24 protein-coding genes are annotated in these 26,679 nt (G+C 58.5%); 21 read left to right on the forward strand and 3 right to left on the reverse strand.

The features are described 5' to 3' along the window. Window positions 1-36: 36 nt before the first annotated feature. The 9 genes from E8M78_RS05285 (at window position 37) to E8M78_RS05325 (ending at window position 10,268) form a co-directional block, all read left to right on the forward strand. Complete coding sequence (locus tag E8M78_RS05285) at window positions 37-1,062, forward strand: ABC transporter substrate-binding protein (protein ID WP_137134073.1); 1,026 nt, start codon at window positions 37-39, stop codon at window positions 1,060-1,062. An 88-nt stretch (window positions 1,063-1,150) separates the two neighbouring features. After that, window positions 1,151-3,382 (forward strand): iron ABC transporter permease, encoded by a 2,232-nt coding sequence (locus E8M78_RS05290; protein ID WP_137134074.1) that lies wholly within the window; start codon window positions 1,151-1,153, stop codon window positions 3,380-3,382. Beyond that, the gene (locus tag E8M78_RS05295) at window positions 3,379-4,440 is read left to right on the forward strand and encodes an ABC transporter ATP-binding protein (protein ID WP_137134075.1); all 1,062 of its coding nucleotides are present in this window, start codon (window positions 3,379-3,381) and stop codon (window positions 4,438-4,440) included. Before E8M78_RS05290 ends, E8M78_RS05295 begins: the two co-directional genes overlap by 4 nt. Before the next feature lie 11 nt (window positions 4,441-4,451). Beyond that, a complete protein-coding gene (locus tag E8M78_RS05300; protein ID WP_137134076.1) occupies window positions 4,452-5,249 on the forward strand; it encodes an inositol monophosphatase family protein in 798 nt (265 codons plus the stop codon). Window positions 5,250-5,422: 173 nt separating this feature from the next. Further along, a complete protein-coding gene (locus E8M78_RS05305) occupies window positions 5,423-6,061 on the forward strand; it encodes an HAD-IA family hydrolase (RefSeq protein ID WP_137134077.1) in 639 nt (212 codons plus the stop codon). Window positions 6,062-6,085: 24 nt separating this feature from the next. Beyond that, complete coding sequence (ugpC, locus tag E8M78_RS05310) at window positions 6,086-7,156, forward strand: sn-glycerol-3-phosphate ABC transporter ATP-binding protein UgpC (protein ID WP_137134078.1); 1,071 nt, start codon at window positions 6,086-6,088, stop codon at window positions 7,154-7,156. A gap of 42 nt (window positions 7,157-7,198) precedes the next feature. Next, the gene (locus E8M78_RS05315) at window positions 7,199-8,437 is read left to right on the forward strand and encodes an extracellular solute-binding protein (protein WP_137134079.1); all 1,239 of its coding nucleotides are present in this window, start codon (window positions 7,199-7,201) and stop codon (window positions 8,435-8,437) included. Between the two features lie 65 nt (window positions 8,438-8,502). Further along, window positions 8,503-9,423, forward strand: coding sequence for a sugar ABC transporter permease (locus E8M78_RS05320; RefSeq protein ID WP_137134080.1), 921 nt, complete (start codon window positions 8,503-8,505; stop codon window positions 9,421-9,423). Further along, the gene (locus E8M78_RS05325) at window positions 9,420-10,268 is read left to right on the forward strand and encodes a carbohydrate ABC transporter permease (protein ID WP_137134081.1); all 849 of its coding nucleotides are present in this window, start codon (window positions 9,420-9,422) and stop codon (window positions 10,266-10,268) included. Before E8M78_RS05320 ends, E8M78_RS05325 begins: the two co-directional genes overlap by 4 nt. A gap of 10 nt (window positions 10,269-10,278) precedes the next feature. On the opposite strand, the gene E8M78_RS05330 is transcribed toward E8M78_RS05325, so the two are convergent. Beyond that, complete coding sequence (locus E8M78_RS05330; protein ID WP_137134082.1) at window positions 10,279-11,127, reverse strand: MurR/RpiR family transcriptional regulator; 849 nt, start codon at window positions 11,125-11,127, stop codon at window positions 10,279-10,281. Window positions 11,128-11,249: 122 nt separating this feature from the next. Between E8M78_RS05330 and murA the strand changes: the two genes are divergently transcribed. The 9 genes from murA (at window position 11,250) to E8M78_RS05375 (ending at window position 21,738) form a co-directional block, all read left to right on the forward strand. Beyond that, window positions 11,250-12,506, forward strand: a complete 1,257-nt coding sequence (gene murA, locus E8M78_RS05335) for a UDP-N-acetylglucosamine 1-carboxyvinyltransferase (protein WP_137134083.1) — start codon at window positions 11,250-11,252, stop codon at window positions 12,504-12,506. Then, complete coding sequence (locus E8M78_RS05340; protein WP_137134084.1) at window positions 12,503-13,387, forward strand: N-acetylglucosamine kinase; 885 nt, start codon at window positions 12,503-12,505, stop codon at window positions 13,385-13,387. Before murA ends, E8M78_RS05340 begins: the two co-directional genes overlap by 4 nt. A 115-nt stretch (window positions 13,388-13,502) precedes the next feature. Continuing rightward, window positions 13,503-14,426 (forward strand): N-acetylmuramic acid 6-phosphate etherase, encoded by a 924-nt coding sequence (murQ, locus tag E8M78_RS05345; protein ID WP_137134085.1) that lies wholly within the window; start codon window positions 13,503-13,505, stop codon window positions 14,424-14,426. A 124-nt stretch (window positions 14,427-14,550) separates the two neighbouring features. Then, window positions 14,551-16,011, forward strand: coding sequence for an ABC transporter substrate-binding protein (locus tag E8M78_RS05350; RefSeq protein WP_246658236.1), 1,461 nt, complete (start codon window positions 14,551-14,553; stop codon window positions 16,009-16,011). A 22-nt stretch (window positions 16,012-16,033) separates the two neighbouring features. Continuing rightward, the gene (locus E8M78_RS05355) at window positions 16,034-16,996 is read left to right on the forward strand and encodes an ABC transporter permease (RefSeq protein ID WP_137134087.1); all 963 of its coding nucleotides are present in this window, start codon (window positions 16,034-16,036) and stop codon (window positions 16,994-16,996) included. Then, a complete protein-coding gene (locus E8M78_RS05360) occupies window positions 16,993-17,835 on the forward strand; it encodes an ABC transporter permease (RefSeq protein ID WP_137134088.1) in 843 nt (280 codons plus the stop codon). Before E8M78_RS05355 ends, E8M78_RS05360 begins: the two co-directional genes overlap by 4 nt. After that, window positions 17,832-19,583: an ABC transporter ATP-binding protein gene (locus tag E8M78_RS05365; RefSeq protein ID WP_137134089.1), complete on the forward strand. Its 1,752-nt coding sequence runs from the start codon at window positions 17,832-17,834 to the stop codon at window positions 19,581-19,583. The genes E8M78_RS05360 and E8M78_RS05365 overlap by 4 nt, the downstream gene beginning before the upstream one ends. A 15-nt stretch (window positions 19,584-19,598) precedes the next feature. After that, on the forward strand, window positions 19,599-20,612 hold the full coding sequence (locus E8M78_RS05370; RefSeq protein WP_137134090.1) for a serine hydrolase domain-containing protein: 1,014 nt from the start codon (window positions 19,599-19,601) through the stop codon (window positions 20,610-20,612). Between the two features lie 10 nt (window positions 20,613-20,622). Beyond that, window positions 20,623-21,738 (forward strand): anhydro-N-acetylmuramic acid kinase, encoded by a 1,116-nt coding sequence (locus tag E8M78_RS05375; protein WP_137134091.1) that lies wholly within the window; start codon window positions 20,623-20,625, stop codon window positions 21,736-21,738. Here E8M78_RS05375 and E8M78_RS05380 read toward each other — a convergent pair whose 3' ends face one another. Continuing rightward, window positions 21,739-22,158, reverse strand: coding sequence for a GNAT family N-acetyltransferase (locus E8M78_RS05380; RefSeq protein ID WP_137134092.1), 420 nt, complete (start codon window positions 22,156-22,158; stop codon window positions 21,739-21,741). Window positions 22,159-22,266: 108 nt separating this feature from the next. Here E8M78_RS05380 and E8M78_RS05385 point away from each other — a divergent pair, with 108 nt between their 5' ends. From E8M78_RS05385 to E8M78_RS05395, 3 genes are all read left to right on the forward strand, one after another. After that, entirely contained in the window at window positions 22,267-22,968 is a 702-nt protein-coding gene (locus E8M78_RS05385; protein WP_137134093.1) for a GntR family transcriptional regulator, read from the forward strand. A 95-nt stretch (window positions 22,969-23,063) separates the two neighbouring features. Beyond that, entirely contained in the window at window positions 23,064-24,026 is a 963-nt protein-coding gene (locus tag E8M78_RS05390) for a dihydrodipicolinate synthase family protein (RefSeq protein ID WP_137134094.1), read from the forward strand. A gap of 139 nt (window positions 24,027-24,165) precedes the next feature. Continuing rightward, window positions 24,166-25,092 carry an MYG1 family protein gene (locus E8M78_RS05395; protein WP_137134095.1) on the forward strand — a complete coding sequence of 309 codons (927 nt, stop codon included), beginning with the start codon at window positions 24,166-24,168 and terminating at the stop codon, window positions 25,090-25,092. Between the two features lie 9 nt (window positions 25,093-25,101). Here the strand turns inward: E8M78_RS05395 and E8M78_RS05400 are convergent, their stop codons facing one another. Further along, the gene (locus tag E8M78_RS05400; protein ID WP_137134096.1) at window positions 25,102-26,616 is read right to left on the reverse strand and encodes a carboxypeptidase M32; all 1,515 of its coding nucleotides are present in this window, start codon (window positions 26,614-26,616) and stop codon (window positions 25,102-25,104) included. Window positions 26,617-26,679: the final 63 nt, after the last annotated feature.

Raw genomic sequence — 26,679 nt, forward strand, 5'->3', positions numbered from 1 at the left:
GTTTTCGACCAGACGCTTAAAACAGGAGGAGACCTTATGCGCCTGACACTTCTTTCCACCCTGCTCTTTGCAGGCACGGCACTTAGCGCCATTCCCGCTCACGCAGCGGGCGAATTGAACCTGATCTGCGCCGCCGACGTCGTTATCTGCGAACAGATGAAGGGCGACTTCGAAAAGGCGCATGACATCAAGGTCAACATGGTACGCATGTCATCCGGCGAAGCCTATGCCAAGATCCGCGCTGAAGCCCGCAACCCGAAGACCGACCTCTGGTGGGCAGGCACCGGTGACCCCCATCTCCAGGCAGCGTCTGAAAACCTGACGCAGGAATACAAGTCGCCAATGCTCGATCAGTTGACGGACTGGGCAAAGAGCCAGGCTGAGAGCGCTGGCTACAAGACGGTCGGCGTTTATGCCGGCGCTCTGGGCTGGGGTTACAACACGGAAATCTTCAAGACCAAGGGCTACAAGGAGCCGAAGTGCTGGGCAGATCTTCTGGCACCGGAACTGAAGGGCGAAATCCAGATCGCCAACCCCAATTCGTCCGGCACCGCTTACACAGCGCTTGCCTCTCTCGTGCAGATCATGGGTGAAGACAAGGCTTTCGACTATCTGAAGAAGCTGAACACCAATATCTCGCAGTACACCAAGTCCGGCTCTGCGCCCGTTAAGGCGGCGGCGCGCGGTGAAACGGCGCTCGGCATCGTCTTCATGCATGACGCTGTGGCACAGACCGCAGAAGGGTTCCCCGTCAAGTCCGTCGCGCCCTGTGAAGGCACTGGCTACGAAATCGGCTCCATGTCGATCGTCAAGGGTGCGAAGAACATGGAAAATGCCAAGATCTGGTATGACTGGTCTCTAAAGCCGGAAGTCCAGTCGCGCATGAAGGATGCCAAGTCGTTCCAGCTACCATCCAACAAGAAGGCCGAGATTCCGAAGGAAGCTCCGCGTTTCGAGGATATCAAGCTGATCAACTACGACTTCAAGACCTATGGCGAACCTGCCAAGCGCAAGGCGCTGCTGGAACGGTGGGACAAGGAAGTCGGCGCAGTTGCCAACTAATCCGATGAAGTAAGACTGGCGGTGCACGAGACCGTGCGCCGGCAGCCTCTTCTTTCCTACAAAGACATCCCAAAACAAGAGGTTGACCATGAGACATGGCAATCGCAGGCTGGATATTGTTCTGGCTCTGGGGGCAGCGGCGCTGACGCTTGTCCCATGGTACCGCATCGATGGCGGCTTCTTCGGCCTTAGCTGGCTCTCTTCTTTTCCCATGTCGAAGGGCAGTGCACCGGGCCTCATACAAATCGCTTCCTTCGGGCGCTTCTGGCTTCTGGGCGCCGTCGTGTTCATGGCGCTCGCTGGCTTTGCGCGCATGATCAAGGATCCGGCCAAGCGGGGCGCAGTGCTGGTCGGAGCGGGTAGCCTCGGACTTGCCTTCTTGACCTTGCAGGGGTTGGCGATCGGCTTTTCCGGCTTCACATGGTCGATCAGCGAGCGATTGTTCGGAACACTTGCCGATGGGCAACCTTCCATGGGGGCAGGCGCCGTTCTGCTGGCATTCGTCTTTGTCCTGACGCTGTCTTTCGGTCTGGCGGAACGCGGCTTCATGAAGGGCGATGCCTTCATCGTTTCGTGTATCACCTCCCTCATCTTCCTTGTCGGTGTCTTCGTTTTCTATCCCATCGGCAGCATGATGGTGGCAGCGCTTCAGGATTTTGATGGCTCGTTCAATCCTGACGGCTTCATCAAGAACATGCGCGACCCCGGCATCTGGAGCCTCGAATGCCTTGTGGGCGGTGCACGCTGCGGCGTTGCCTGGCGTACACTTTTCCTCGCGATCATGACGGCGACCGGCTCGACCATTCTTGGCCTTGCCTTTGCTCTGGTTGCAACACGCACGCGCTTTCCGTTCAAGAAGGGTCTGCGGCTGCTGACCGTTCTGCCGATCATCACGCCGCCCTTCGTCATCGGTCTTGCGTTGACGCTGCTCTTCGGTCGCGCCGGTGTCGTGACGGAAACCCTGTCGCATTGGTTCGGCATAGAACCGGGTCGCTGGCTCTACGGCATGACCGGCATCTGGATCGCACAGGTGCTTTCCTTCACGCCTATCTCCTTCCTCGTGCTGATCGGCGTTGTCGAAGGCGTCAGCCCCTCCATGGAAGAAGCATCGCAGACGCTTCGCGCAGATCGCTGGCGCACCTTCTGGAAGGTGTCGCTGCCGCTGATGAAACCCGGCCTCGCCAATGCCTTCCTCATCGGTTTCATTGAAAGCATGGCCGATTTCGGCAACCCGCTGGTGCTTGGCGGAAGCCACGGCGTTCTCTCGACCGAAATCTTTTTCGCTGTCGTCGGTTCGCAGAATGACCCGTCTCGTGCCGCCGTGCTCGCCGTCGTACTGCTTTGCTTCACGCTCAGCGCCTTCCTGGCACAGCGCTTCTGGCTGGCTGGCAAGAACTTCGCGACCGTCACCGGCAAGGGCGACAGCGGTGCGCATATCGCGCTTCCCCGCTCGCTCTCCATCGGCGTGCATGCCATCGTCATTCCATGGATGATCTTCACCGTCGTCGTCTACGGCATGATCCTCGTCGGCGGCTTCGTGAAGACCTGGGGCCTTGATAACACGCTGACCATCGATCACTACGTCCGCGCCTTCTCGGTGGGCATTCACAACGGCCAGATTGCCTGGACTGGTGTGGCTTGGAATTCCTTCTGGACGACGATGGAAATTGCCCTGATCTCGGCACCGCTGACGGCTGCCGTTGGCCTGCTGACCGCCTACATCATCGTCCGCCAGAAATTTGCCGGTCGCAACCTGTTCGAATTCGCCCTGATGATGAGCTTTGCCATTCCCGGCACGGTTATCGGCGTCAGCTACATTATGGCCTTCAATCTGCCGCCGCTGGAAATGACGGGCTCCGCCCTCATCCTCATCGCCTGCTTCGTTTTCCGCAACATGCCGGTTGGCGTGCGCGGCGGTATTGCCGCCATGAGCCAGCTGGACAAGAGCCTTGATGAAGCGTCGCTCACGCTCCGGGCCGACAGCTTCCGCACTATCCGCAAGGTGGTTCTGCCGTTGCTTCGTCCGGCGATCACCGCAGCGCTGGTCTATTCCTTCGTGCGGGCGATCACCTCCATCAGCGCCGTCATCTTCCTCGTCAGCGCGCAATACAACATGGCGACGTCCTATATCGTCGGGCTTGTCGAAAACGGCGAATACGGCGTGGCAATTGCATACTCGTCCATGCTGATCGTGGTCATGATCACCGTAATCGCAGGCTTCCAGCTTCTGGTGGGCGAACGCCGTCTGCGCCGCGAAAACCGCGTTGCAGGACAGCAAAAGGCACAAACTCTTCCTATTGGTCAGGAGAAAACCGCATGATCAACTTCAAAGCCGGTTCCGTCGTTTTTGAGCACGTCCGCAAAACCTTCGGCTCTTTCACAGCCATCCCCGATCTGTCGATCACCATCGAACCGGGTACTCTGGTCACACTTCTGGGCCCATCCGGTTGCGGCAAGACAACCACACTGCGCATGTTGGCAGGGCTGGAACACCCAACCTCTGGCCGCATCCTGATCGGTGGCAAGGACGTCACGATGCTGCCTGCCAATGAGCGCGATGTGTCCATGGTCTTCCAGTCCTACGCGCTGTTTCCGCACATGAGCGCGGTCGAAAATGTTGCCTATGGCCTGCTCTCCTCGGGTTTCAAGAAGAATGAGGCGAAGGAAAAGGCTGAGGAGGGATTGAAACTCGTAGGCCTGGCCGGAATGGGCCATCGCCTTCCGGCAGAGCTTTCCGGCGGCCAGCAGCAGCGCGTGGCAGTTGCCCGCGCGCTGGTTCTCGAGCCGCAGGTTCTGCTGCTGGATGAGCCGCTTTCCAACCTGGATGCCCGGCTCCGCCGCCGGGTGCGCACCGAGATCCGCGAGTTGCAGCAGCGTCTCGGTTTCACCGCCGTCTATGTCACCCACGATCAGGATGAAGCACTAGCCGTGTCGGACCGCATCGTCGTCATGAAGGATGGTCAGATCGCGCAATCGGGCGCACCGCGTGAACTTTACGAGACGCCAGCCTCTTCGTTCATCGCAGATTTCATGGGCGAGGCGAATGTCATTCCATGCGAGGTCATTGGTCTGGAGGGAAGCAGCGCGGTCATCCGCGTAGGCAGTATCGAACATCGCGTTCCAACACGCCAACCGCGCAGCGGCAGCGCCAAACTCGCGGTACGCCCCGGTGCAATCCAGATTGGCGCGTCGGGTGGTGCGGGCCTACCCGGCCGCGTTCTGCATTCTGCCTATCTGGGCGGCCATGTGGAATATGAAGTGGAAACGGAAGTCGGCACGCTGTTCATCATCGATCATGATGTGGAGCATAGCCTCGCGGCAGCAAGCGACGTCACACTCGGGTTCAAGAATCGCGGTATCGCACTGATCGACGCATAAAGGGAATGGAAATGACTGTAATGGATACCGACCTCGAGACACGTTTTTCTCTGGCCAATACGCTCGGGGTCGAAGCAGGCGCCATGGCGCTCGATTATTTCAACCGTCGAGACACCCTGGTCATCGAAACAAAGCGCGATCTGCATGACGTCGTTTCAATCGCCGACCGCAACGTCGAAAAACTCATCCGCCAGCGTGTAGCGGATACCTTCCCGAGCGATGGATTTTTGGGCGAGGAAGACGGTCTTGAAGAAGGCACGTCCGGCTATACCTGGATCGTCGATCCGATCGATGGCACCGCACCTTTCGTCAACGGCATGCCCACATGGTGCATTTCGATTGCCGTCGTCAAAGATGAAAGGCCCGTCATCGGCGTCATTTATGTGCCATGCCTGGAAGAGCAATATGCCGCGGCCGCCGGACAGGGGGCCACGCTTAACGGCAAGGTTCTGACTTTGGACCCGAGCCGCAACATGCAGAACGCCCTGACGGGCATTGGCAGCAACAACCATGTGACACCTGAGCGCGTTGGCGAAATTATCACTAATGTTCTGGCGCACGGCGGCAACTTCATTCGCAATGGCTCCGGCGCGCTAATGCTCGCCTATGTCGCATCCGGCAGGCTGGTCGGTTATTATGAGCCTGTCATGCGGGCGTGGGATTGCATGGCGGGCTTCTGCCTCGTGCAGGAAGCGGGCGGACGCGTGCTGCCCTATCCATTATCGGGTGAGAATCTGATGGAAGGCCATCCCGTGCTGGCAGCCAATGCCTCCTGCTACGAGGATCTACTGGCTGTTCACAACAGCTGACACTCCGGAGCGGGTTGGTCATTGGACCGGCCCGCATCCAAAAAATATTTTATTCTAGATTTTTACGATATTAGGAATTGATAATTCCTCCGCTATTTGCCAATGTGAGCGAGAACGGAAGGATGTAGGGCGTTCTCCTTCCCATTACGGGTTTGACCTGTGGAGGGCATTGGATGGGCGGGCAGATACGACAGCGCAATCAGCTGCTTTTCGTTTTTGATGTCGGTGGCGTTTTTATCGAACTCAACGCCGAAAATCGGCGTCTGGCTCTTGAGGCAGGCGGGCGGTGGAGCGCGAGTGCAACCCCTCACGCAGATCTGCTTGATGCCAACATGCAATTTCGTCTCGGGCGCATCAGCGAAGACGACTACCTAGACCGCGTTCAACACATTTATGGCCTCACGATTGAACAAGTTCTTGCGGCAGAAACCGCACTTCTGAGCGGCGTGCTGGAAGAGATGACCAGCTATGTGCGCCAGCTGCGGGTGGCGCATCGGGTCGTTTGCCTTTCGAACACGCAAGCCATCCATTGGCGGCACATCATAGAAGAGCTCCTGGGTCCGGAGTTTTTCGACGCCTGCTACCTGTCTCATGAAATGGGCATGGAGAAGCCCGCCGAAGACATTTATCTTGCTGTACAGGAACGTGAGAACGTTTCAGCACGCCAGATCATTTTTGTCGACGATACGCTGGACAATATTCATACATCCCGCCGCCTCGGGTGGAACAGCATCCATCACACCAGTGCGGCGGAAACGATTTCCCACATAGAAGAATTGCTGAGGCAGCCAACCGCTGCCCTCCAGCTTTGACCGATCAGACACGGAGTTTGCCACTTGGCTCGATTGTCACTGCGCGGCATCAAGAAGCGTTTCAAGGCCGTTGAGGTTCTGCATGGCATTGATCTCGATGTGAATGATCGCGAACTCATCGTCTTCGTTGGCCCTTCCGGCTGCGGAAAATCCACGCTTCTGCGCCTCATCGCAGGGCTGGACCAGATTACAGATGGCGAGTTCCTGCTGAACGACAAGCGCATGAACGAGGTAGCGCCATCGCGCCGCGGCATTGCCATGGTGTTCCAGTCTTACGCGCTTTATCCGCATATGAACGTTTACGAGAACATGGCCTTCGGTGCGCGGCTTATGGGGTTGAGCAAGCCGGAGGTAGAGGCGCGCATTGCAGAAGCAACACGCATGCTGCGCCTGGAGGCGTTGCTGGAGCGCAAGCCGCGCGAGCTTTCCGGCGGCCAACGCCAGCGTGTTGCCATCGGACGCGCACTCGTGCGCAAACCGCAGCTTTTGCTGCTGGACGAACCGCTATCAAACCTTGATGCGGCACTTCGATCCGAGGTGCGGCTTGAGATTGCCCGCCTTCACCGCGAAATCGGCGGCACGACCATCTATGTCACCCATGACCAGGTTGAGGCCATGACGCTGGCGGACCGGATTGTGGTGATGAATGGCGGCCGGATCGAGCAATTCGGTTCTCCGCGTGAACTCTATGAGACGCCGGCCAACACTTTCGTGGCGAACTTCATTGGCTCGCCGCGCATGGCGATGCTCGGCGTCGAGCGCGAGGGAGATCGGTTGATCGCGCCCGGCATTGGCGCGATTTCGTTGACACGCCTGCCCTCTGCCGCAGACCGTGAGTTTCTGATGGGCGTGCGTCCGGATGGAATGAGCATCTCCTCCGATATGCAGGGCGAAGGCTTTGCCGCCCAGGTGGTCTATACCGAATATCTGGGAGACAGCGCCTACGTCTATGTCAAGATGGGCGAAGGGGCACCGGTTTCCATTCGCTGCACGCCGGATACGCAATACGCGCCCGATATGCCGGTCAAGATCCGCGTCCTGCCAGACAAGCTCCACTTCTTCAGCAGCAAGACCTCACAACGCCTGGCGGTGTGAGGATAAATACCCTGTGAATGATAGAACAAGAGAGAGGAACACATGAAAAGACTTCTTTTGGGAGCAGCCATCGCCTGCACAAGCCTTCTGTCAGCAACCGCGACCTTCGCGACCGAACTGTCATTCTGGACCTGGCGCCAGGAAGACAAGGCTGAATACGAAAAGTTCTTCGCCGATTTCACCAAGGCGAACCCCGATATCACCATCAAGTTCGAGGCGTTTGAAGCGACCAACTACAACACGGTGCTTTCCACTGCACTTGCCGGCGGCAAGGGTCCGGACCTGATGATGACGCGCACCTATGGCGGCATCGAAAGTCTTGCCGGCGCTGGATACCTGATGCCTCTCGATGACAACAAGATACCGGCGGTCAAGGGCTTCTCCGGAGCCGCCCTTGCTTCTGTTACCATGCGTTCCAACAAGACGCTGTATGCGGTGCCTGCAGCAAGCCAGACCATGCTGGTGATCTACAACACGGAAATCTTCCAGAAGAACGGCATTACCGAGCCAAAGAGCTGGGATGAGTTCATCGCGGCCTGCGAAAAGCTGAAGGCTGCGGGCATCATGCCCTTTGCAAACGGCACGGCAACCGCCTGGCAGAACGAAACCATCGTGTCGGCCCTCACCTCATCCATTATGGGCAAAGCCTTCTATGCGGACCTGATGGCGGGCAAGACAGACTTCAACGACAAGCGTTATGTCGAAGCGCTGACGAAGCTGAAGGAAATCTCCAAATACTTTCCCGAGGGCTTCGTCGGTCTTGATTATGCCTCCGCACAACAGCTGTTTACCTCCGGCATGGCGGGCATGTTTGCAGGCGGCTCCTTCGAACTGGCAAACTTTGCCAAGCAGAACCCGGCCCTCAAGATGGGTGTCTTCGCGGCTCCCGGCTTGAAAGCGGAAGACGAGAAGCTCGTCGGCCTGTTCTTCGATTCGGGTTTCGGTGCCAATGCCAAGCCGAAGGATGAGGCTGCCGCTATCAAGTTCCTCAACTATGCGGCCAGCAAGGAATTCGCACAGGCCTTTGCCAACCGCCTCAGCAATGTGTCCGCGGTTCCGGGCGTCACCTTCGACAGCCCACTTCTGGCCAAGGTTGCCGAGCTGAACAAGAACTCCATCGCATACATGACGCTGGTGAACTTCCGTTACGGCGAACCGACCGGCTCCAACCTCATTCAAGCTGGCGTCTCCAAGCTGTTGAATGGTCAGGCGACCCCGGCCGATGTCGGCAAATCGATGACCGATGGCCTTGCCGCCTGGTACGCACCGTTCAAAAAGTAAGCTCACAAGCGGGCCGCTCGTTTGCGAGCGGCCCATTTCGTAGCGATGCCTTGCAGGATCGTCTGATGATTTCCAGCCAGCTGACAGGTCGAAGATTATGGATTGCGGCGCTCGTCGTGCCGCCCATCGCCTTCATGTGCCTGTTTCTCGTCTATCCGATCCTGTCGGCTTTCGCTTACGCATTCTATGAATGGCATGGGCTGGCGCGTGGTGATTTCATCTGGTTCGATAATTTCCATCGCGTTTTGTTCGAGTTCCCGTTCTCGGAACGCACCATCAATGCGTTCAAGCACAATATCTTCGTCTTCTTCGCCCTGATGGTTCTGCAAAACGGCCTTGGCTTCATTCTCGCGTACTGTCTGTGGCGCGAACTTTGGGGCGCACGTTTTCACCGCATCGCAGTCTTTTTGCCAGTGGTCCTGTCCACCGTCATCGTCGGCCTGCTGTGGAAACTGTTCTATCATCCGCTCTTCGGTGCGGTGAATGCCACGCTTCGTGCAGTCGGCCTCGGATCATTGGCACAGCCATGGCTGGGGCAGGATTCGACTGCCCTGACTGCGATTGTCGTTGCCAATGCCTGGCACATGGTCGGTTTCCCGACGCTGGTTTTCCTGGCAGGCATGCAGCGCATCCCCTCCGAAATTCTCGATGCGGTGCGCATGGAAACCGAAAGCGAATGGGTGAAAATGAGCAAGATCGTCTGGCCGCTGGTTGCGCCTTCGGCAACGGTCGTTTTCACACTTCTCTTCGTTGGCGCGTTCAACTGGTTCGAATTGCCCTTCATCATGGGTGGTGTCGATGGTTCGCCCCATGGTGCAACGGATGTGCTTGGCCTCTACTTCTACCGAACGGCCTTCGGCAGCACGTCGGCTTCAGCGGAAAATTTCGGTCCCGGCAGCGCGCTGGCTGTGCTGATTTTCCTGTTCATTGCCGTTGTATCGAGCGTCATCACCATCCGGCTGCGCAAGCGGGAGATCCAGCTATGAGGAAATCCGTCGAGAGCAACACATTTCGCACCTTCGGCTGGGATGGCCTCATCCAGATCCTTCTGATCGGCAACAGCATTGTCATGCTGGCGCCAATCGTGATCATGGTGTTTTCCGCGTTCAAGACCAATGCGCAGATCTTCCAGTCGCCGTTCTCGATCCCCGACTTCACCAATGTGAAAAGCATTTTGCGGGTCTGGAACGAGACAGATTTCCTGCTCTACATGGGCAATTCGCTCATCGTCACCGGCGCGTCGATTGCGCTGATCCTCATTCTCGGCACCATGGCGGCCTATGCTATTGCCCGCTATGAGTTTCGTGGCTCTGGCCTGATCCTGCTATTCTTTCTTGCGGGCCTGACGCTGCCGCTGAAGCTCGCCATCATTCCGCTCTTCATCCAGATGCGGGATTTCGGCCTGATCGACTCCCGCCTCTCGCTGATCTTCATCTATGTCGCGACTGGCCTGCCGACAACCGTCTTCATCATGACCGGCTTCATCCGCAGCCTGCCTAATGAGCTGGAAGATGCCGCCCGCATGGATGGAGCGAACGAGGCGCGCATCATGTGGTCCATCATGCTGCCCCTGGTGCGGCCTGCCATGGTGATTGCCGCGATCCAGAACGTCGTGCCCATCTGGAACGACTTCTTCTTCCCGCTGATCTTCATTCAGAACAACAATCTGAAAACCCTGCCGCAGGGCCTGACAACCTTCATGGGCGAATTCGGCACAGATTGGGGCGTGCTATTCTCCGGCCTCACGCTCTCGGCGCTGCCGATCATCATTCTCTACATCGCATTGTCGCGGCAGTTCATCAATGGCATGACGGCAGGCGCGATCAAGTAGCGCCTCGTTCTCACGATTTGAGAATGGAAACCGCCGCTTCGCTGGCGTGGATGGCATCATTCGCGCCGGGAAGCTTGGCAATCAAAAGCAGGAATACGAGATCGCAGATCGCAAGCTGCGCATCGCGCGAGGTAATGGCAGAGGAGCGAACCCGCTCCTCATCGGCCACCGTATGCAGCGAGATATCGGCCAGTTGCGCCAGCTTGTTCCCGTGCAGGCCTGTTAAGGTGATTACCTTGGTACCACAGGTGCGCGCCAGTTCTGCCAACCGGATCGTCTCATTGTTGCCCCCTGATTGCGAAATGGCGAATAGCACATCGCTCTCGCCCAGCGAGGCGGCATTCGCCATCTGCACATGCGGGTCGCGATCCATCAGCACCATCAGACCAAGCTTCAGCAGCTTATAGGAAAAGTCCCGCGCCACCAGCGATGAGGCACCAATACCGGCCAGATGAATTCGGCGCGCCTTTGCCAATGCGGCCACGGCCTCAGTCACGGCCTCTTCGGCATTTACCTGCATGGTCTGCTGCATGGCAGATACTTTGCTCGCCACCAGCTTCTGCTGGATGGTGACGAAGTTATCGCCTGCATCGATCGTGCCGTGGATCATGCCGGAAGGCAAGCGCCATTCCTGTGCCTTGGCCTTGGTTACGGCCAGCTTTAGCTGCTGATAGCCGTCATAGCCGATCTTCTGGGAAAATTTGACCACGCTCGATTGGCTGCGCCCGGTGGCAGCCGCCAGTTCCGCCGAGGAAAGCTGCACCATGCGGTCGGGATCATCAATGATGAACTGGCCGATCTGGCGCTCGGCATCCGTCATGGAAACCAGCTTTGCCTGGATAACCTTCAGAACGGACATGACCCCTCCCATGGAATAAGCTATTCGAAATTTAAAAATTATCTGGAATATTATAGCGCCTATCCTATGATTGGTCATCCCCCGAATCCTGCAAAGCGCAGTGCTGACCCGGAAGGCCTCCCATGGATGAACTGCACATTATTGGCGGCAACAGGCTGGATGGTGCCGTGCCGATTTCCGGAGCCAAGAACGCGGCTCTTCCGCAAATCGCCGCCGCGCTCCTCTCTCCCCATCCGCTGGAGCTGACAAACCTGCCGAAGGTTTCGGACGTGGAGAACATGCTGCGGATCATCTCGCTCTATGGGGCATCGGTTGAACATGATGTCTTGGGCACGACAATAAACGCAGCCAATGTAGCGCCTGGAGAGGTCGATTATGAAACGGTGCGCAAGATGCGCGCCTCCATCCTGGTGCTCGCCCCTCTGCTTGCCCGCTTCGGTTCCGCGCGCGTTTCCTTGCCCGGCGGCTGCGCGATTGGCGCGCGCCCGGTCGATATGCATCTGAAGGTTCTGACGGCGCTTGGTGCCACGGTGTCCGTCGAGGGCGGCTACATCGTCGCCTCAACGAATGGCGGCCTGAAAGGTGCACGCATCGTTTTGTCTGGGCCATCGGTCGGTGCCACGGAAACTGCACTGATGGCGGCCTGCTGCGCCCAAGGCGAGACGGAAATCCTGAACGCCGCTCGGGAGCCGGAAGTGGTGGATCTCGCTTCCTGCCTTATTGCCATGGGTGCGCAGATCGAAGGAGCAGGCACGCATCGCTTGTTGGTGAAGGGAGAGACGCACTGGCAGGCCGCAAGCCATCACGCCATTCCCGACCGCGTGGAAGCCGGAACCTATGCCTGTGCCGCCATGATTACCGGCGGACGCATAGAACTTGTCAATGCGCGCATGGAGCATATGGCCTCCGTGCTGCAAGTTCTGGAAAACATGGGGGCAACCGTGTGGCCCGGTGATCGTGGCGTGGTGGTCAGCGGCAGCGACCGGATCAGGCACGCGGATGTCACGACGGAACCCTATCCGGGCTTTCCGACAGACCTTCAGGCGCAGGTCATGGCCATGGCCTGCCTTGCGGATGGGGCGAGCGTCATCCGCGAAACGATTTTCGAAAACCGCTTCATGCATGTGCCGGAACTCAGTCGTCTGGGAGCCGATATTGCCCTGAATGGTGCTGTAGCGTTGGTGCGCGGCAAACGATTTCTCAAAGGTGCACCGGTGATGGCGACGGATTTGCGAGCCTCTGTCTGCCTTGTGCTGGCAGCCCTTGCAGCCGAGGGGGAAACCATCATCAAGCGCGTCTACCACCTTGATCGCGGCTACGAGCAGCTGGACCGCAAACTTTCGCAATGCGGCGCAAACATCCGGCGGATTTCCCGATGAGCAAGGCCAGCAGCCAGACGAAACTGTTCCTAGGCGTGGATGGCGGCGGCACCGGCTGCCGCGCCCGGCTTGTCGATGAGGCGGGGAATATTCTGGGCCAGGGTCTTTCCGGGCCGGCGACGACCCGCCTCGGCGTGGGCAATGCCTGGGCCTCCGTCATGCGCGCCTGGACGGGTGCTGCAGAAGAAGCGGGCCTCAACCCGGAAAGCGCGAACAACGTGACGGCCGGAATTGGTATCGCGGGCCTGACCCGTGCCGGATCACGCGAGGAGCTGGAAGCCCTGCCCCATCCCTTCGGCGGAATATGCTTCACCTCGGATGGAGCAGCGGCTTGTCTCGGTGCCCATTCGGGTCATGATGGCGGCATTGTCATTGCGGGAACCGGCTCCATCGGTCTTGCCATAGTCGGCGGGCAGGAGCTGCGCGCAGGCGGCTATGGTTTTCCCATTTCTGACGAGGGCAGTGGCGCAGATCTTGGCTTGAAAGCCATCCAACTCTCTCTGCGGGCATTCGATGGACGCCGGGAAAAGACGGCGCTTCTCAACGAGGTGCTCAACCGCTTCGACCACACGCCTGCGAAAATCGTCGGGTGGATGGATAAGGCAACGGCGACGGACTACGCGACCTTCGCGCCGCTGGTTCTGCGCCATGCGGATCAGGGCGATGCAGCCGGACGACAGATCGTCCAGTCGGGTGCCGAACAGATCGATGCGTTGGTGCGGCGCCTGCTGGATTATGGTGCGCCGCTGGTTACCCTTCTCGGTGGTCTTTCCGGTCCGCTGGAGCCTTGGCTCTCACCAGATGTGCGCCGCCGCCTCAAGCCAGCCGACGGCGACGCAGTGGCGGGTTCCATCATTCTTGCGCGCAGATACGAGCGCTGAACGCACAGAAGGGTTCCAAATCTTTCCGCCTGACGAAAGGAATATTATATTCCTAATTTAATTGACAATTGGAATATTCAATCGTAGTCTCTTAAGAAATCAAGAGCGAGGATCCATGTCGCACCAGCACCTGATGGCCGAACTTGAGCAGCTGGTTTCCGAAGCTCGCAATCCCAACTCCATGTCGATCGATCTGCTTCCGACGCAAGACATTCTGGCGATCATGAACCGGGAGGATGAACTGGTTCCGGCAGCCGTCGCCCGTGTTGTCCCTGAAATTGCAAAGGCCGTGGACGAGATCGTCCGGGCGTTTCGCGAAGGCGGCCGCCTGATTTACATTGGTGCGGGAACGAGTGCGCGGCTCGGCGTTCTCGATGCATCCGAATGCCCGCCGACATTCTCCGTGCCGGAAGGCATGGTGGTTGGTCTGATTGCCGGTGGCCCCAAGGCCATTCTGCATGCCGTGGAGGGTGCGGAAGACAATGTGGAGGAAGGCAAGCGCAATCTACAAGAGATCAATCTGTCTGCGAAGGATGTCGTCGTCGGCATCGCGGTCAGCGGCAGAACGCCCTATGTCGTCGGTGCGCTGACTTACGCGCAATCCATCGGTGCCAAAACCATATCGCTGACCTGCAATCCGCATTCCACACTGGTCGAGATGGCCGACATCGCCATTGCGCCGGTCGTCGGGCCGGAAGTGGTGACCGGCTCGACGCGTCTGAAATCCGGCACCGCGCAAAAGCTGGTCTTGAACATGCTGACAACGGCCAGCATGATCCGCATTGGCAAGACCTATGAAAACCTGATGGTCGACCTTACCATCAGCAACCAGAAGCTCGAGGCGCGGGCCATCCGCATCATTGCAGAGGCAACGGGGTGTTCTGCGGATATCGCAGAGAGCCACCTGAAGAAGAGCGGCAATAACGTCAAACGCGCTATCCTGATGATCCTCACCGGCATGGAAGCGCAGGATGCAGATGTCGCGCTTGCCCGCCACGACGGTTTTCTGCGCAAGGCAATTGCAGAGGCGCAGGCCTGAACGAATTTTTTGCTGAGTGCCCGGCCTTCAGAAGCTTCGGGACCAGCTCACCAGAGGGAGAATGAGCATGACACTGAAAATCGCCAGTAAATGGTTGGCCTGTGCTGCCGTCGTCGGTGGACTCATGGGTGCCACCGCAACCCCAAGCCTTGCCGCGACGCTGAAAATGGCCTGGGCACAGGATGCCACGGGCCTCGACCCGCACAAGCAGACCGCCTTCTCCTCCATACGTCTGCTGGAACTGATTTATGAGCCCTTGGTCCGTCTCGACGGCGACCTGAAGATCGTTCCGGCGCTGGCGAAGGAATGGACCTTTTCCCCCGATGCCAAGACGCTGACCTTCAAGCTGGACCCTGCGGCAAAGTTTCATAACGGCGCAGCTGTGACATCCGCCGATGTGAAAGCCTCCTTCACCCGCATTCTCGATCAGGCCACCGGTGCTGCCGCGCGCGCGAACTATGTGTCCATCGCCAGCATCGACACGCCTGATGACAAAACTGTCGTATTCAACCTCTCGCAGCCGGATGTGCCATTGCTGACGGCCATGGGCAGCATCAATGCAGCCATCGTTCCGGCGTCTGAAATCACCGGCGGCAAGATTGGCACGGCAGCTATCGGCACCGGCCCCTTCAAACTGGAAAAGTGGGAACCGAACCAGAAGGAAGTGCTGAAGGCCCATGCCGAATGGGCTGGCGGCAAGGTGGGTGTCGATGGCATCGACATCAGCGTTCTGCCGGATGAAAACGCCATTCTGGCCGCCCTTCGCGCCAAGCAGGTGGATTTCGCCCTGCTGAACGATCCACTGGTCGCAACGCTGGTTCCCAAGGTTGCTGGTCTGACGCTTAACCGGAAGCCAGTTCTATCCTACCACGTTCTGCAATTGAACCCTTCGCGCAAGCCGATGACGGAGCTTGCCGTTCGTCAGGCCATCTCCTGCGCCATTGATCGTCAGGATGTTCTCGATACGGCGCTACTGGGAGAAGGCCAGATCACCGGTCCCTTGACCATGCCGCTTTATCGCTCGGATCCGAATTCCCTGTTCTGCTACAAGAAGGATCTGGAGAAGGCGAAGAAGCTGATGGCCGATGCCGGTTTCAAGGACGGTTTCTCGGCAACCGTGATTGCCGCCACCGGCGAGCCACCAACAGCTGCCTCCGAAGCACAGGTCATCCAGTCTCAGCTGAAGGAAATCGGCATCAAGCTCGATATCAAGCTGATGGAATTAAACGTCTATGTCGATACCTGGCTGAAGGGTGATTTCGACATGGCTGTGGCGCTGAACGGCGGTCGTGCCGATCCATACACCATGTACAACCGCTACTGGACCAAGGCTGGCAACCTGCAAAAGGTTTCAAACTATGCCGACGATACGCTTGATGATCTGATGCAGAAGGGTCGTGTCGAGACCGATGTCGCCAAGCGCAAGGAAATCTTTGCCGCCTTCGACAAGCATCTTGCTGAAAAATCGCCGTGGATCTGGCTCTACACTGGTTATTCCTACACGGCACAGCAGCAGAACGTACAGAACTTCGTCGCAACTCCGGATGGCTCGCTCTTCGGGCTTTCCAAGGTCTCCCTAAAATAAAGCGTTCGAGGCGGATGACACGATGAACTACCTGCTTCGACGTCTCGTCACATTCCCTCTTGTGATGCTGGGCGTCTCCATTCTGGTTTTCGTGGCCATCCGCCTCGTGCCCGGCGATTCCATCACGGCCATGCTTGGCACGGAAGCTGGCCTGCTGACGCCTGATCAGCGTCAGGCGCTTGCCGCCTATTTTGGCCTTGATCAAGGATGGCTCGTTCAATATGGCAAGTGGCTGTCCGGGGTCGTCTCCGGTGATCTCGGCCTGTCGGTCACCTATGGAAAACCGGTGCTGGATGTGATCCTGCAACGCTTCCCGCTGACGCTGGAGCTCGCTTTCCTGTCCATGGTAATTGCGCTTTGCTGCGGAGTGCCGCTCGGCGTATTTGCCGCTACGCGCAACGGGCGCGGCTCCGATCTCGGCGTGCGCATTTTTGCGATGATCGGCCAATCAACGCCCAGTTTCGTTATCGGTCTTGGCATCATCTACGTGCTTTCGGCGGGCTTCGGTATCCTGCCGTCCATGGGCGAATACATTCCGTTTGCTCAGGATCCGCTTGGCAATCTCAGCCAGTTGATCCTGCCCGCACTCACACTTGGCCTGTCCTTCACCGCCTCTGTCACCCGCATTTCCCGCTCGGCCATGCTGGATGTGCTGAGCGACGACTATGTGAGAACGGCGCGCAGCAAGGGTGTGCCGAAGCGCAAGGTGATCTGGCGGCACGCCCTGCCCAATGCGCTGATCCCCGTCGTCACGCTGAGCGGCGTCGAGTTCGGCTATCTGCTGGGCGGTGCCGTGCTGGTGGAGCAGATTTTCGCGCTTCCCGGCCTTGGCCGCATGACGCTGGAGGCCATTCTTCAGCGAGATTATGCGCTGGTGCAGGGTGCTGTGCTGTTCGTCGCGCTGAACTTCATGATCGTCAATCTTCTCGTCGATCTCGCCTATGTCACGCTCGATCCACGCATCCGTCTCGGAGGCCGGTCATGAGAAGCTTCCTGAAAAGACTGCTCGGCCATTCTAGCGGGCGGATCGGCGCGTTCATCGTCTGCCTCTATCTCGCCATCGCCCTTGCAGCATGGGTCGGTATCACCCCTTACGATCCGCTGAAACAGTTCCGTATTGACCGGCTCCAGGGGCCAAGCGCTGCTCACTGGATGGGAACCGACATGTTCGGCCGTGATGTCATGAGCCGGTTGATGATCGGCATCGGCCAATCCTTTCTGGTTGCTTTCTCTTCGGTCGGCATCGCAGCCCTTGTTGGCACCCTCCTCGGCCTGACCGCTGCCTGGTTTGGTCGTCTGTGGGATGGCGTGGTAATGAGGCTGATGGATGTTCTGCTGGCGTTTCCAGCCATTCTGCTGGCGCTGCTGTTTATTACCGTCGTCGGTCCGGGCACTTTTACCAGCATTCTTGCGATTGCCTTCGTCTACACGCCGATCTTCACCCGCGTTGTGCGCGGCCCTGCCCTCTCCATCCGGGCGCGGGATTTTGTTGATGCAGCACGCACCTTCGGCAGCTCGACCTCGTATATCCTGACGCGGCATCTGATGCTGAACCTTGTTGCACCCTTGACGGTGCAGGTGACGCTGGCGCTTGCCTGGTCGCTGCTGACGGAATCGGGCCTCAGCTTCCTTGGCCTTGGCACGCAGCCGCCGAATTCATCGCTTGGCCTCATGCTGGCCGACAGCATCAACCTCATGGAAATGGCACCCTGGCTGCTGATATTCCCCGGCCTCACCGTTATGCTCGGCATTCTGGGCTTCAACCTGCTCGGCGATGCGCTGCGCGATCTTCTGGACCCCCGTATGCGCAGGGCCGCGGCATGACACAGCTTCTCTCGGTTCAAAACCTCAGCGTCGGCTTCGGCAGAGGCGACAACATCAAGCCCATCATCCGGGATGTCAGTTTTACGCTCGATGCCGGTGAAACGCTGGCCATCGTCGGCGAGAGCGGGTCCGGCAAGTCGGTCACGGCGCTTTCCATCAACCGGCTGATCGATTACGGCGGCGGCCGTATTCTGGACGGTCGCATCGATTTTGCCGCTTCGAATGGCCGGGCGCTGGATCTTGCCACCCTGCAAGAGAACCAACTGGAGCGTATTCGCGGTTCCGAAATTGGCATGATCTTTCAGGAGCCGATGACCTCGCTCAACCCTGTCGTCACCATCGGCAGGCAGATCGAGGAAGTCTTTCGCTTGCAAGGCAAGAGCGGTTCAGAGGCCCGGACCGAGACGCTGCAGGCGCTCGACCGTGTTCGCATAGCCGATGCCGCCCGCCGTCTCAGCTACTATCCGCATCAGCTTTCCGGCGGCATGCTCCAGCGGGTGATGATCGCCATGGCGCTTGCCGCCTCCCCTCGCCTGCTGATTGCCGATGAGCCGACAACGGCGCTGGATGTCAGCGTGCAGGCGCAGATCATGGCGCTCTTGTCCGAGCTTCAGCGAGAAACCGGCACCGGCCTCATCTTCATCACGCATGATCTGGGACTTGTCGCAGGCATTGCAGACCGCGTCATGGTCATGCAGGCGGGGCAGGTGGTGGAACAGGGGGCGGCGGACCATATTCTCGATCATGCGCAGCACCCCTATACGCAACATCTCTTGAAGGCGGTTCCGCACTTCACCAATGGCAACCATGTGCGTGAAGATGCACCACGCCTTGCGCCATCTGCGGCAAAAGCCTGCCTGTCCGTCGAAGGTCTCACCGTTCGCTTTCCCGCCACTGCCGGCCTTCTGCGCCGCTCCATCGGCGCCATCCATGCTGTCGAATCCGTCGATTTCGATATTCTACCCGGCGAGACACTGGCGATTGTCGGCGAGAGCGGTTCGGGCAAATCCACCACCGCGCGGGCACTGCTCGGTCTGGTAAACCCAACCCGCGGAACCTTCCGCGCTGATGCGCAGCAGGCAACACAATCGCAAAAGCCTATGCAGATGGTGTTTCAAAACCCTTATGCCTCGCTGAACCCCCGCCTCGATGTTCAAAGCCTTTTGTCAGAGCCCGTTCTCGCGGCAGGACAGCGCCTGACCAGGGACATTCAGGCGCGCATGACTTCGCTACTGGAGCGTGTAGGCCTGCCGAGCGATAGCCTTACCCGCTATCCGCATGAGTTTTCCGGCGGCCAGCGCCAACGCCTGTGCATTGCCCGCGCGCTTATGCTCGATCCATCGATTCTTGTGCTGGATGAAGCGGTTTCCGCGCTGGATGTCTCGGTGCAGGCCCGCGTGCTCGATCTGCTGATCGACCTGCAAAAGGAGCGCAACCTCGCCTATCTCTTCGTCTCGCATGATATGGCTGTGGTGGAACGCATCGCTCACAGGATCGCCGTGCTCTATGGCGGGCAGATCGTCGAAATTGGTGAGGCGCGTTCGGTGCTTTCCAATCCGCAACATGCTTATACCAGAAAGCTGATTGCCGCCGTGCCGACTATTGAAAGAAGGCGCGAACGTTTTGAGCTGAACACGGATGCCGTTCCAACCCTGTTGCGCCCCGCCGGATATGAGCCTCCGCCCGCAGAGTGGTCCACCCTCGCGCAGGATCATCTCGTGCGCATCCAGCCAGCCGCCAATGCCTGAAACCCGGATTCGACCATGCCACAGACAGCTGATCTCACCTCGCCATTCGAATCCGCCTTCTCCCTTCTGAAGACGAGCATTGATGAGGGACGTATTCCGGGCGGCGTACTGGGCATGATCGATCGTCAAGGCAACCGGTTGACGCGTGCCATTGGCCTTGCACAGAAGATTGGCGATGAACGTCCCATGACGCTCGAGACATGGTTCGATCTGGCATCGCTCACCAAGGTGATCTTCACCACGCGCCGCATTCTGGAACTTGCGGCGGCGGGGACAATCGATCTGGATGCACCGATTACCACCGTCATCCCCGATTTTCGTCAATATGCGCCGAACTGTTGGGAACGTTCAGTCACCTTTCGCCAATGTCTCGGCCATCAGACGCCTTTTCCGGCGGTCGAACCGATCTACACCTATGACGGCGACCCGGATCGCCTGCGTGCTTTCGTGCTGCAGCGCGAATGGCGACACTGCGAACCCGCCTATTCGGACATCAACTATATCCTTCTCGGCATCGCGCTGGAGCGTCTGGAGGGCAAGCGCATTCGTGACATGGACGCCGGTTCTGGCTTCGCCTTTTCCGGTGATCCCGCCGTCACAGCCGCAACAGAGTTCTGCAACTGGCGCAACCGCATGATCTGCGGCGAGGTGCATGACGAAAACTGTTTTGCGCTGCAAGGCTCCGGCCATGCAGGGCTTTTCGGCACAGTGGATGCGGTTCTCACCTATGCGGCTTCACTCCTGCAAGGCGATCTGAACGGCGACCCTGTGGTGCAATGGATGCGCCAGCCCCTGTCAGAGAAGCGCACGCACGGCTGGGAGCGCGCCCATGCCGGATGGTCCGGCGGTTCGCTGTGCAACGAAAGCGTCATCGGCCATACGGGTTTTACCGGCACCGGTCTCTGGATCGATTTCGAGCGCGGTCGCGCCTGGACGCTGTTGACCAATCGCGTTCACCCCACCCGCCATTTCGACAGCGGCATTTTTACGCTAAGGGCTGGGTTAAGCGATGCCATCAATGGTTATTGAGGAGAGAGAAATGCAGCCGATCTGGGCCGTGGGTTTGATGACCGGAACCGTTCTCGATGGGAACATCGACGTTGCCCTCCTGAAAACCGATGGCGAGCGGATCGAGGCATTCGGCGCTTATACGCTGGCACCCTATGATCGGGCCGTCCGCGACCTTCTGGAAGAAACGCTTGCTCAAGCCCGCAAGTGGAATTTCGAAGGGCCGGAACCTGAGATCTTTACCGGTGCAGAAGAGGCTTTGACACGGGCACAATCTGCAGCCGTGCGTGAACTGGTGGAAAGCACCGGCCTTTCCATGACCGATATCGGCATTGTCGGCTTTCACGGTCAGACGGTTCTGCACCGCGCGCCGCAGCCGGGCCGCATTGGCGCAACACGGCAACTTGGCGATGGCGAGTTGATGGCCAAGCTCCTGGGCTGCAAGGTGGCTTACGACTTCCGCAGCGCGGATGTGCGTGCCGGAGGTCAGGGCGCACCGCTTGCCGCCGCTTATCATTCCGCTTTATTGAAAGGCGTTTCACAGGATGGATCTGCGGCCATTCTCAATCTTGGTGGTGTCGCCAATACCACCTGGAGTGACGGCAAGGGCCATGTCGTCGCCTTCGATACGGGTCCGGCCAATGCGCCGATCAATGACTGGATCAAGCAGCATGGTCGCGGCGACATGGACCGCGACGGTCTTATTGCAGCCTCTGGCACAGTGAACGAGGAGCGCCTGCATCAGCTTCTGCAACATCCTTATCTCACGGCAAACTTCCCGAAATCGCTGGATCGTTTCGACTTTGGCGCCTCCATGGCAGAAGGGCTCTCTCTGGAGGATGGCGCGGCGACGCTGACGGCGTTCACGGCATCTGCGGTCGGCAAGGCACTGGATCTATTGCCGGAAAGGCCGCAAAAGCTCTTCGTCAGCGGTGGCGGTCGCCATAATCCAACGCTGATGAGAATGTTGGGCGAACGCGCCAAGATCGAGGTTCAACCGGCGGAAACGCTGGGCTGGCGCGGTGATGCGGTGGAGGCCGAATGCTTCGCCTTCCTCGCCGTGCGCGTGCTTCGCGATCTGCCGATCAGCTTCCCCACCACGACAGGTGCGCCGGAGCCGCTGAAAGGCGGCAGACTGGCAGGATAATCAAAGCTTTTTCTTCAGAAACTTCCGGGTGCGCCCGATGGGGAAATCCGGAAGTTCGCCGAATACTTCATATCCCTGACGGGTATAGGCCTTTTCGGCAACGGGATTGAATGTATCGATCCAGGCGGAATGGCAGCCTCTGGCTCTTGCCTCTTCCTCTGCCGCTTGCAGCATGCGGCCTGCCATGCCCTGCCCGCGAAGGGCTTCATCCACCCACAGCCACTGGGTGAAAAGCCAGCCCCAACCGGTATAACCGTTGATGCCCGCCTTGAGAGCACCCGCATCGTCCCGGACAAGAACTGTCAGCGCTTTGCGCTCCGACGGCCCGACATCGGCGTCATTGAAGGCTGCGAGGTTTTCACCAATTACGCCAAGCTCATCCGGCTCGGGTTTATCCGTTACAACGAGTTTCGTGTTCATTTTTGTGTTCTAGGCGGCATTCGCTGCGCTGAACAGAGACAAAACGCTTCACACCGCCCGCGTGAATGCCTAGCTTCGCCCCAAATCACGGACGGGGTGTAAGGGCGGATGGAACTGGAAGCGGCAACAGGTAGCGATCGCAGAAGAGGCTCAGGCGTCAAGCTGGCCTATGATGTACTGCGCGATGAAATTCTCGACCTGGTGCTGCAACCGGGAAGCGCGATTGACGAAGTTCAACTGGCGGAACGCTTCAACATGTCGCGAACGCCGATTCGCGAGGCATTGGTACGACTAGCAGCAGAAGGCTTGATCCATACCCTGCCCAATCGGTCGACGCTTGTCGCGCCGATCGATTTCCTGAATATGCACACCTATTTCGATGCGTTGGTGCTCATGTATCGCGTCACGACCAAACTGGCGGCGCAACACCACAGGGCCCCGGATCTGGCACTCATCAAGGAGAAGCAGAGACAGTTTGCGGATGCCGTCAAAGCCCAGGACGCGCTGGCGATGATCGCCACCAATGCCGAATTTCACCTTGCCATAGCGGAGGCGGGACGCAACGCCCATTTTGTCAGCTTTTTCAAAAGGCTCCTTGATGAGGGGAGACGCATCCTGCGGCTTTACTATCAGTCTTATGAAGACCGCCTTCCGCATCGCTTCGTACAAGAGCACGAGGATATGATCTCTGCCATCGAGAATCGTAATCTCGAACTTGCGGAGGAGTTGGCCCGCGATCATGCCGAGCAGATTGTCGCTCAGGTTCAGAAGCTGCTTGTGCATGGCGAGCGGCTGCAAATGATAATTTGACACAAGGAATTATTGTCGACAAATAAAATACAAAACACTATAGATGCGGCTAGGATAACCGCGTGCTTGCGCGCGCGAACAGAGGGAATATTCGCATGGCCACTTCCGTGTTTTCAGGCGTCATGCCTGCGTTGATGACCCCTTGCAAAGCGGACCGCACACCGGATTTCGATGCGCTGGTGCGCAAGGGTCAGGAACTGATTGCGGCGGGAATGTCTGCCGTCATCTACTGTGGCTCCATGGGCGACTGGCCGCTTCTGACAGATGCTCAGCGCATGGAAGGCGTGGAACGTCTGGCCAAGGCTGGCGTTCCGGTCATCGTCGGCACCGGTGCGGTCAACACGGCAACGGCAGTGGCCCATGCGGCTCATGCGCAGAAGGTTGGCGCGAAGGGCTTGATGGTCATCCCTCGCGTCCTGTCCCGCGGCTCAGTCATCTCTGCGCAGAAGGCGCATTTCAAGGCGATCCTGTCTGCTGCACCCGATCTTCCGGCCGTCATCTACAATAGCCCCTATTATGGCTTTGCCACCCGCGCCGATCTGTTTTTCGCACTGCGCGCCGAACACCCGAACCTCGTCGGCTTCAAGGAATTCGGCGGCACCGACGATTTGCGCTATGCGGCGGAGAACATCACCAGCCGCGCCGATGAGGTGACGTTGATGATTGGCGTTGATACCGCCGTGTTCCACGGCTATGTCAATTGCGGCGCAAGCGGTGCCATCACGGGCATCGGTAATGTTCTGCCGAAGGAAGTGCTGCATCTTTGCAAGCTTTCCCAGGCCGCAGCTGCAGGCGACTTTGATGCTCGCGCCCGCGCACTCGAACTGGAAAATGCGCTCGGCGTTCTCTCCTCCTTCGACGAAGGCCCGGATCTGGTTCTCTTTTTCAAGTACATGATGGTGCTGAAGGGTGAGAGCGAATACACGCTGCACTTCAACGAAACGGACGAGCTGACGGAAAGCCAGCGCGGCTATGTCGAAGCGCAGTTCACCCTCTTCAACACCTGGTATGCAGGCTGGAGCAAGCAAACCGGCGCCGTACAGACCTACATGCCCTGATGCATCGCGCCGGGGCCCGCGCCGTCAACCTTGATATTTATCAAGATTGACGGCGCGCCCTTCGGCAGTAAACCTCTTGAACTCTGAAGCGTCAGCCGATAACGACCTTGATGACCTCAACTCAATCAGGCGTCTCGGCATGGCTCCAGAATTCCTCGTAACGCATTCCGGCGGTTTCCACGCGGATGAGCTTCTGTCGAGTGTCGTCCTCACGCGCCTGTATCCGCAGGCTCGCATTGTTCGTAGCCGCGCGCCGGACTGGATCACGCCGTCGAGTAACCGCATCATCTATGACGTCGGCGGCGCTTATGATCCGGATGCCCGCATATTCGATCATCACCAGCGCGGCGCGCCTTTGCGCGATGATGGTCAGCCTTTCAGCTCTTTTGGTCTGGTCTGGCGGCATTATGGTCAGGATTATCTGAGAGCCTTGCAGGTTCCCGAAAAGAATGTCGCCACCCTTCATCAAAGTTTCGATCAGGACTTCGTTTTGCCGATCGACCTTATGGACAATGGGGCACTGAACCCATCTGCAGCCGGGCCGCTAGCCGATCTCACGCTGCCGGTTCTTCTGGAAACATTGAAGCCGGTTTTCGATGACAAGTCACCGGAAGCAGACGACCGGGCGTTTCATGTCGCGCTCGTCATTGCTCGCAGTTTCGTTGAAGCCAACCTGAAGCAGGACGCCGCCAAGCTGCGCGCCGAATCCATGGTGATGAAGGCGATTGCCGCCGCCGGAGACAGGAAGGTTCTAGAGCTGCCAATGGGCATGCCTTTCCGTCCCGCCATCGTAAAGGCTGGCGCGGAACATCTGCTCTTCGTCGTGCACCCGCGCGATCAGGATTGGTGTCTGACCGGCATTCGCCGGGTTAGTGACAGTTTCGAATTGCGCGCGGATCTGCCAAAAGCCTGGGCAGGCCTGACCGGTCAGGCACTGGCCGATGCAAGCGGCGTGGCAGGCGCTACCTTCTGTCATAACGGCCGGTTCATTGCCGCAGCAGCAACGCGGGAAGCAGCTTTGCAACTGGCAGAACTTGCCGTCGCAGAGCATCTGAAAGCAGTTTGACGAACAGCTTCAGCTTTCCAGCGCTTGGACCTTGCGAGTGAGATCATCGAGATAGGCCGTGACGGACAAATCGGAGCCCGTGGAATCCATAAGCAACTGGCTGGGTGACTTCGATCGTCCAAACTGATGGACATTGCGGTTCAACCAGTTTTTTAATGGCTCATAATCGCCTGTCTCCAGGCCATCGGAGACAGCTTTTTCATGATTGGCAGCAGCGAAGAACTGCGACGACATGATATTGCCCAGCGTGTAGGTGGGGAAAGAACCGACCAGCCCCGACGACCAGTGGACATCCTGTAGCACGCCCAGCGTATCATTCGGCACGTCGAGACCCAGATAAGCCTTCACTTCTTCCCGCCAGATTGCGGGTAGATCCGACACACGAATTTCTCCGGCCATCAATCCAGCCTCGATCTTTGAGCGAAGCATGATGTGAAAGTCATAGGTCAGTTCATCCGCTTCGACACGGATAAAGCCAGGGCGCGTGGCATTGACCGCACGCCAGAAGGCATCCGAATCCACATCTGCCAGCTGCTCCGGGAAGCAGGCTTGCAGATCCTTGAAGTGAAGCTCCCAGAACCGACGCGAGCGGCCAACGCGGTTTTCCCACAGGCGCGATTGGGATTCATGGACACCAAAGCTCGCACCGCCGACCGCATAGAGATTGATGAAGTCCGTTGCAAAGACGGAGCGTGAAAAGGCCGGTGCAACGCCCTGCTCGTACATGCCGTGTCCTGCCTCGTGCCAGACGGCGAACAGACCCGCTGGCAGCCAGTTCTCCCGGAAACGGCCGGTAATACGCACGTCTGAACTGGTGAAGGAAATCTCGAATGGATGCACGGCATCATCCAGACGGCCGCGGTTGAAATCATAGCCGAAGCGAGCCGCCATCTTGCTGGAAAAGTCTCGCTGGGTCTCGACGGGGTAGCTGCGTTCCAGAATGTCGATACGCGTCTTCACCTGCTTGGCCCGCTCCAGAAGTGGCAGCAAGCCCTTGCTCAGATCGTCATAAACGGTTTTCAGCCGCAACCAGGTCATGCCCGGTTCGTAAGCCGATATCGCCGCATCATACGGATGCTCACCGTAACCGATGGCCTCCGCGATCTGCCGCTGCATCTCCATGGTGTGCTCAAGATAGGGCGCGAAAGCCGCAAAATCATTAGCAGCACGGGCACTCGTCCAAGCCCCTTGAGCAACCGTCTTAAGCTCCGCCGCAGCACTGATCAGATCCGCCGGAATTCTGGAAAGCACGGCAATGGCGCCTTTCGCCTGTTCAACGGCCAGGCGGCGGGTATCTCTTGGCGCAACCCCCTTCAATTCCACTTGCGCATTCTCGATTGAACGCTGAAGCGCATCGCTGGTCGCCATGTCTCTGGCAATGCCAACGAGTGTTGCAATCTGCTTGGCTCGCGCTTCCAGCCCGCCCGGAGGCATCATGGTGCGCGAATCCCAGGTCAGCAGATTGACCGAACAGAGAACGTCGTTGACGCGGGCAATCTCTGCTTCGAATGCGGCATAGCTCATTTTGTGCTCCTGATTGAGCTTCTGACCCGCAGTGAAGAACACGGGACAAATCGTAATAATTAG

Origin of the sequence: Rhizobium sp. FKY42 (assembly GCF_005222835.1) — a bacterium.
In the GTDB taxonomy this organism is placed as follows: Bacteria; Pseudomonadota; Alphaproteobacteria; order Rhizobiales; family Rhizobiaceae; genus Neorhizobium.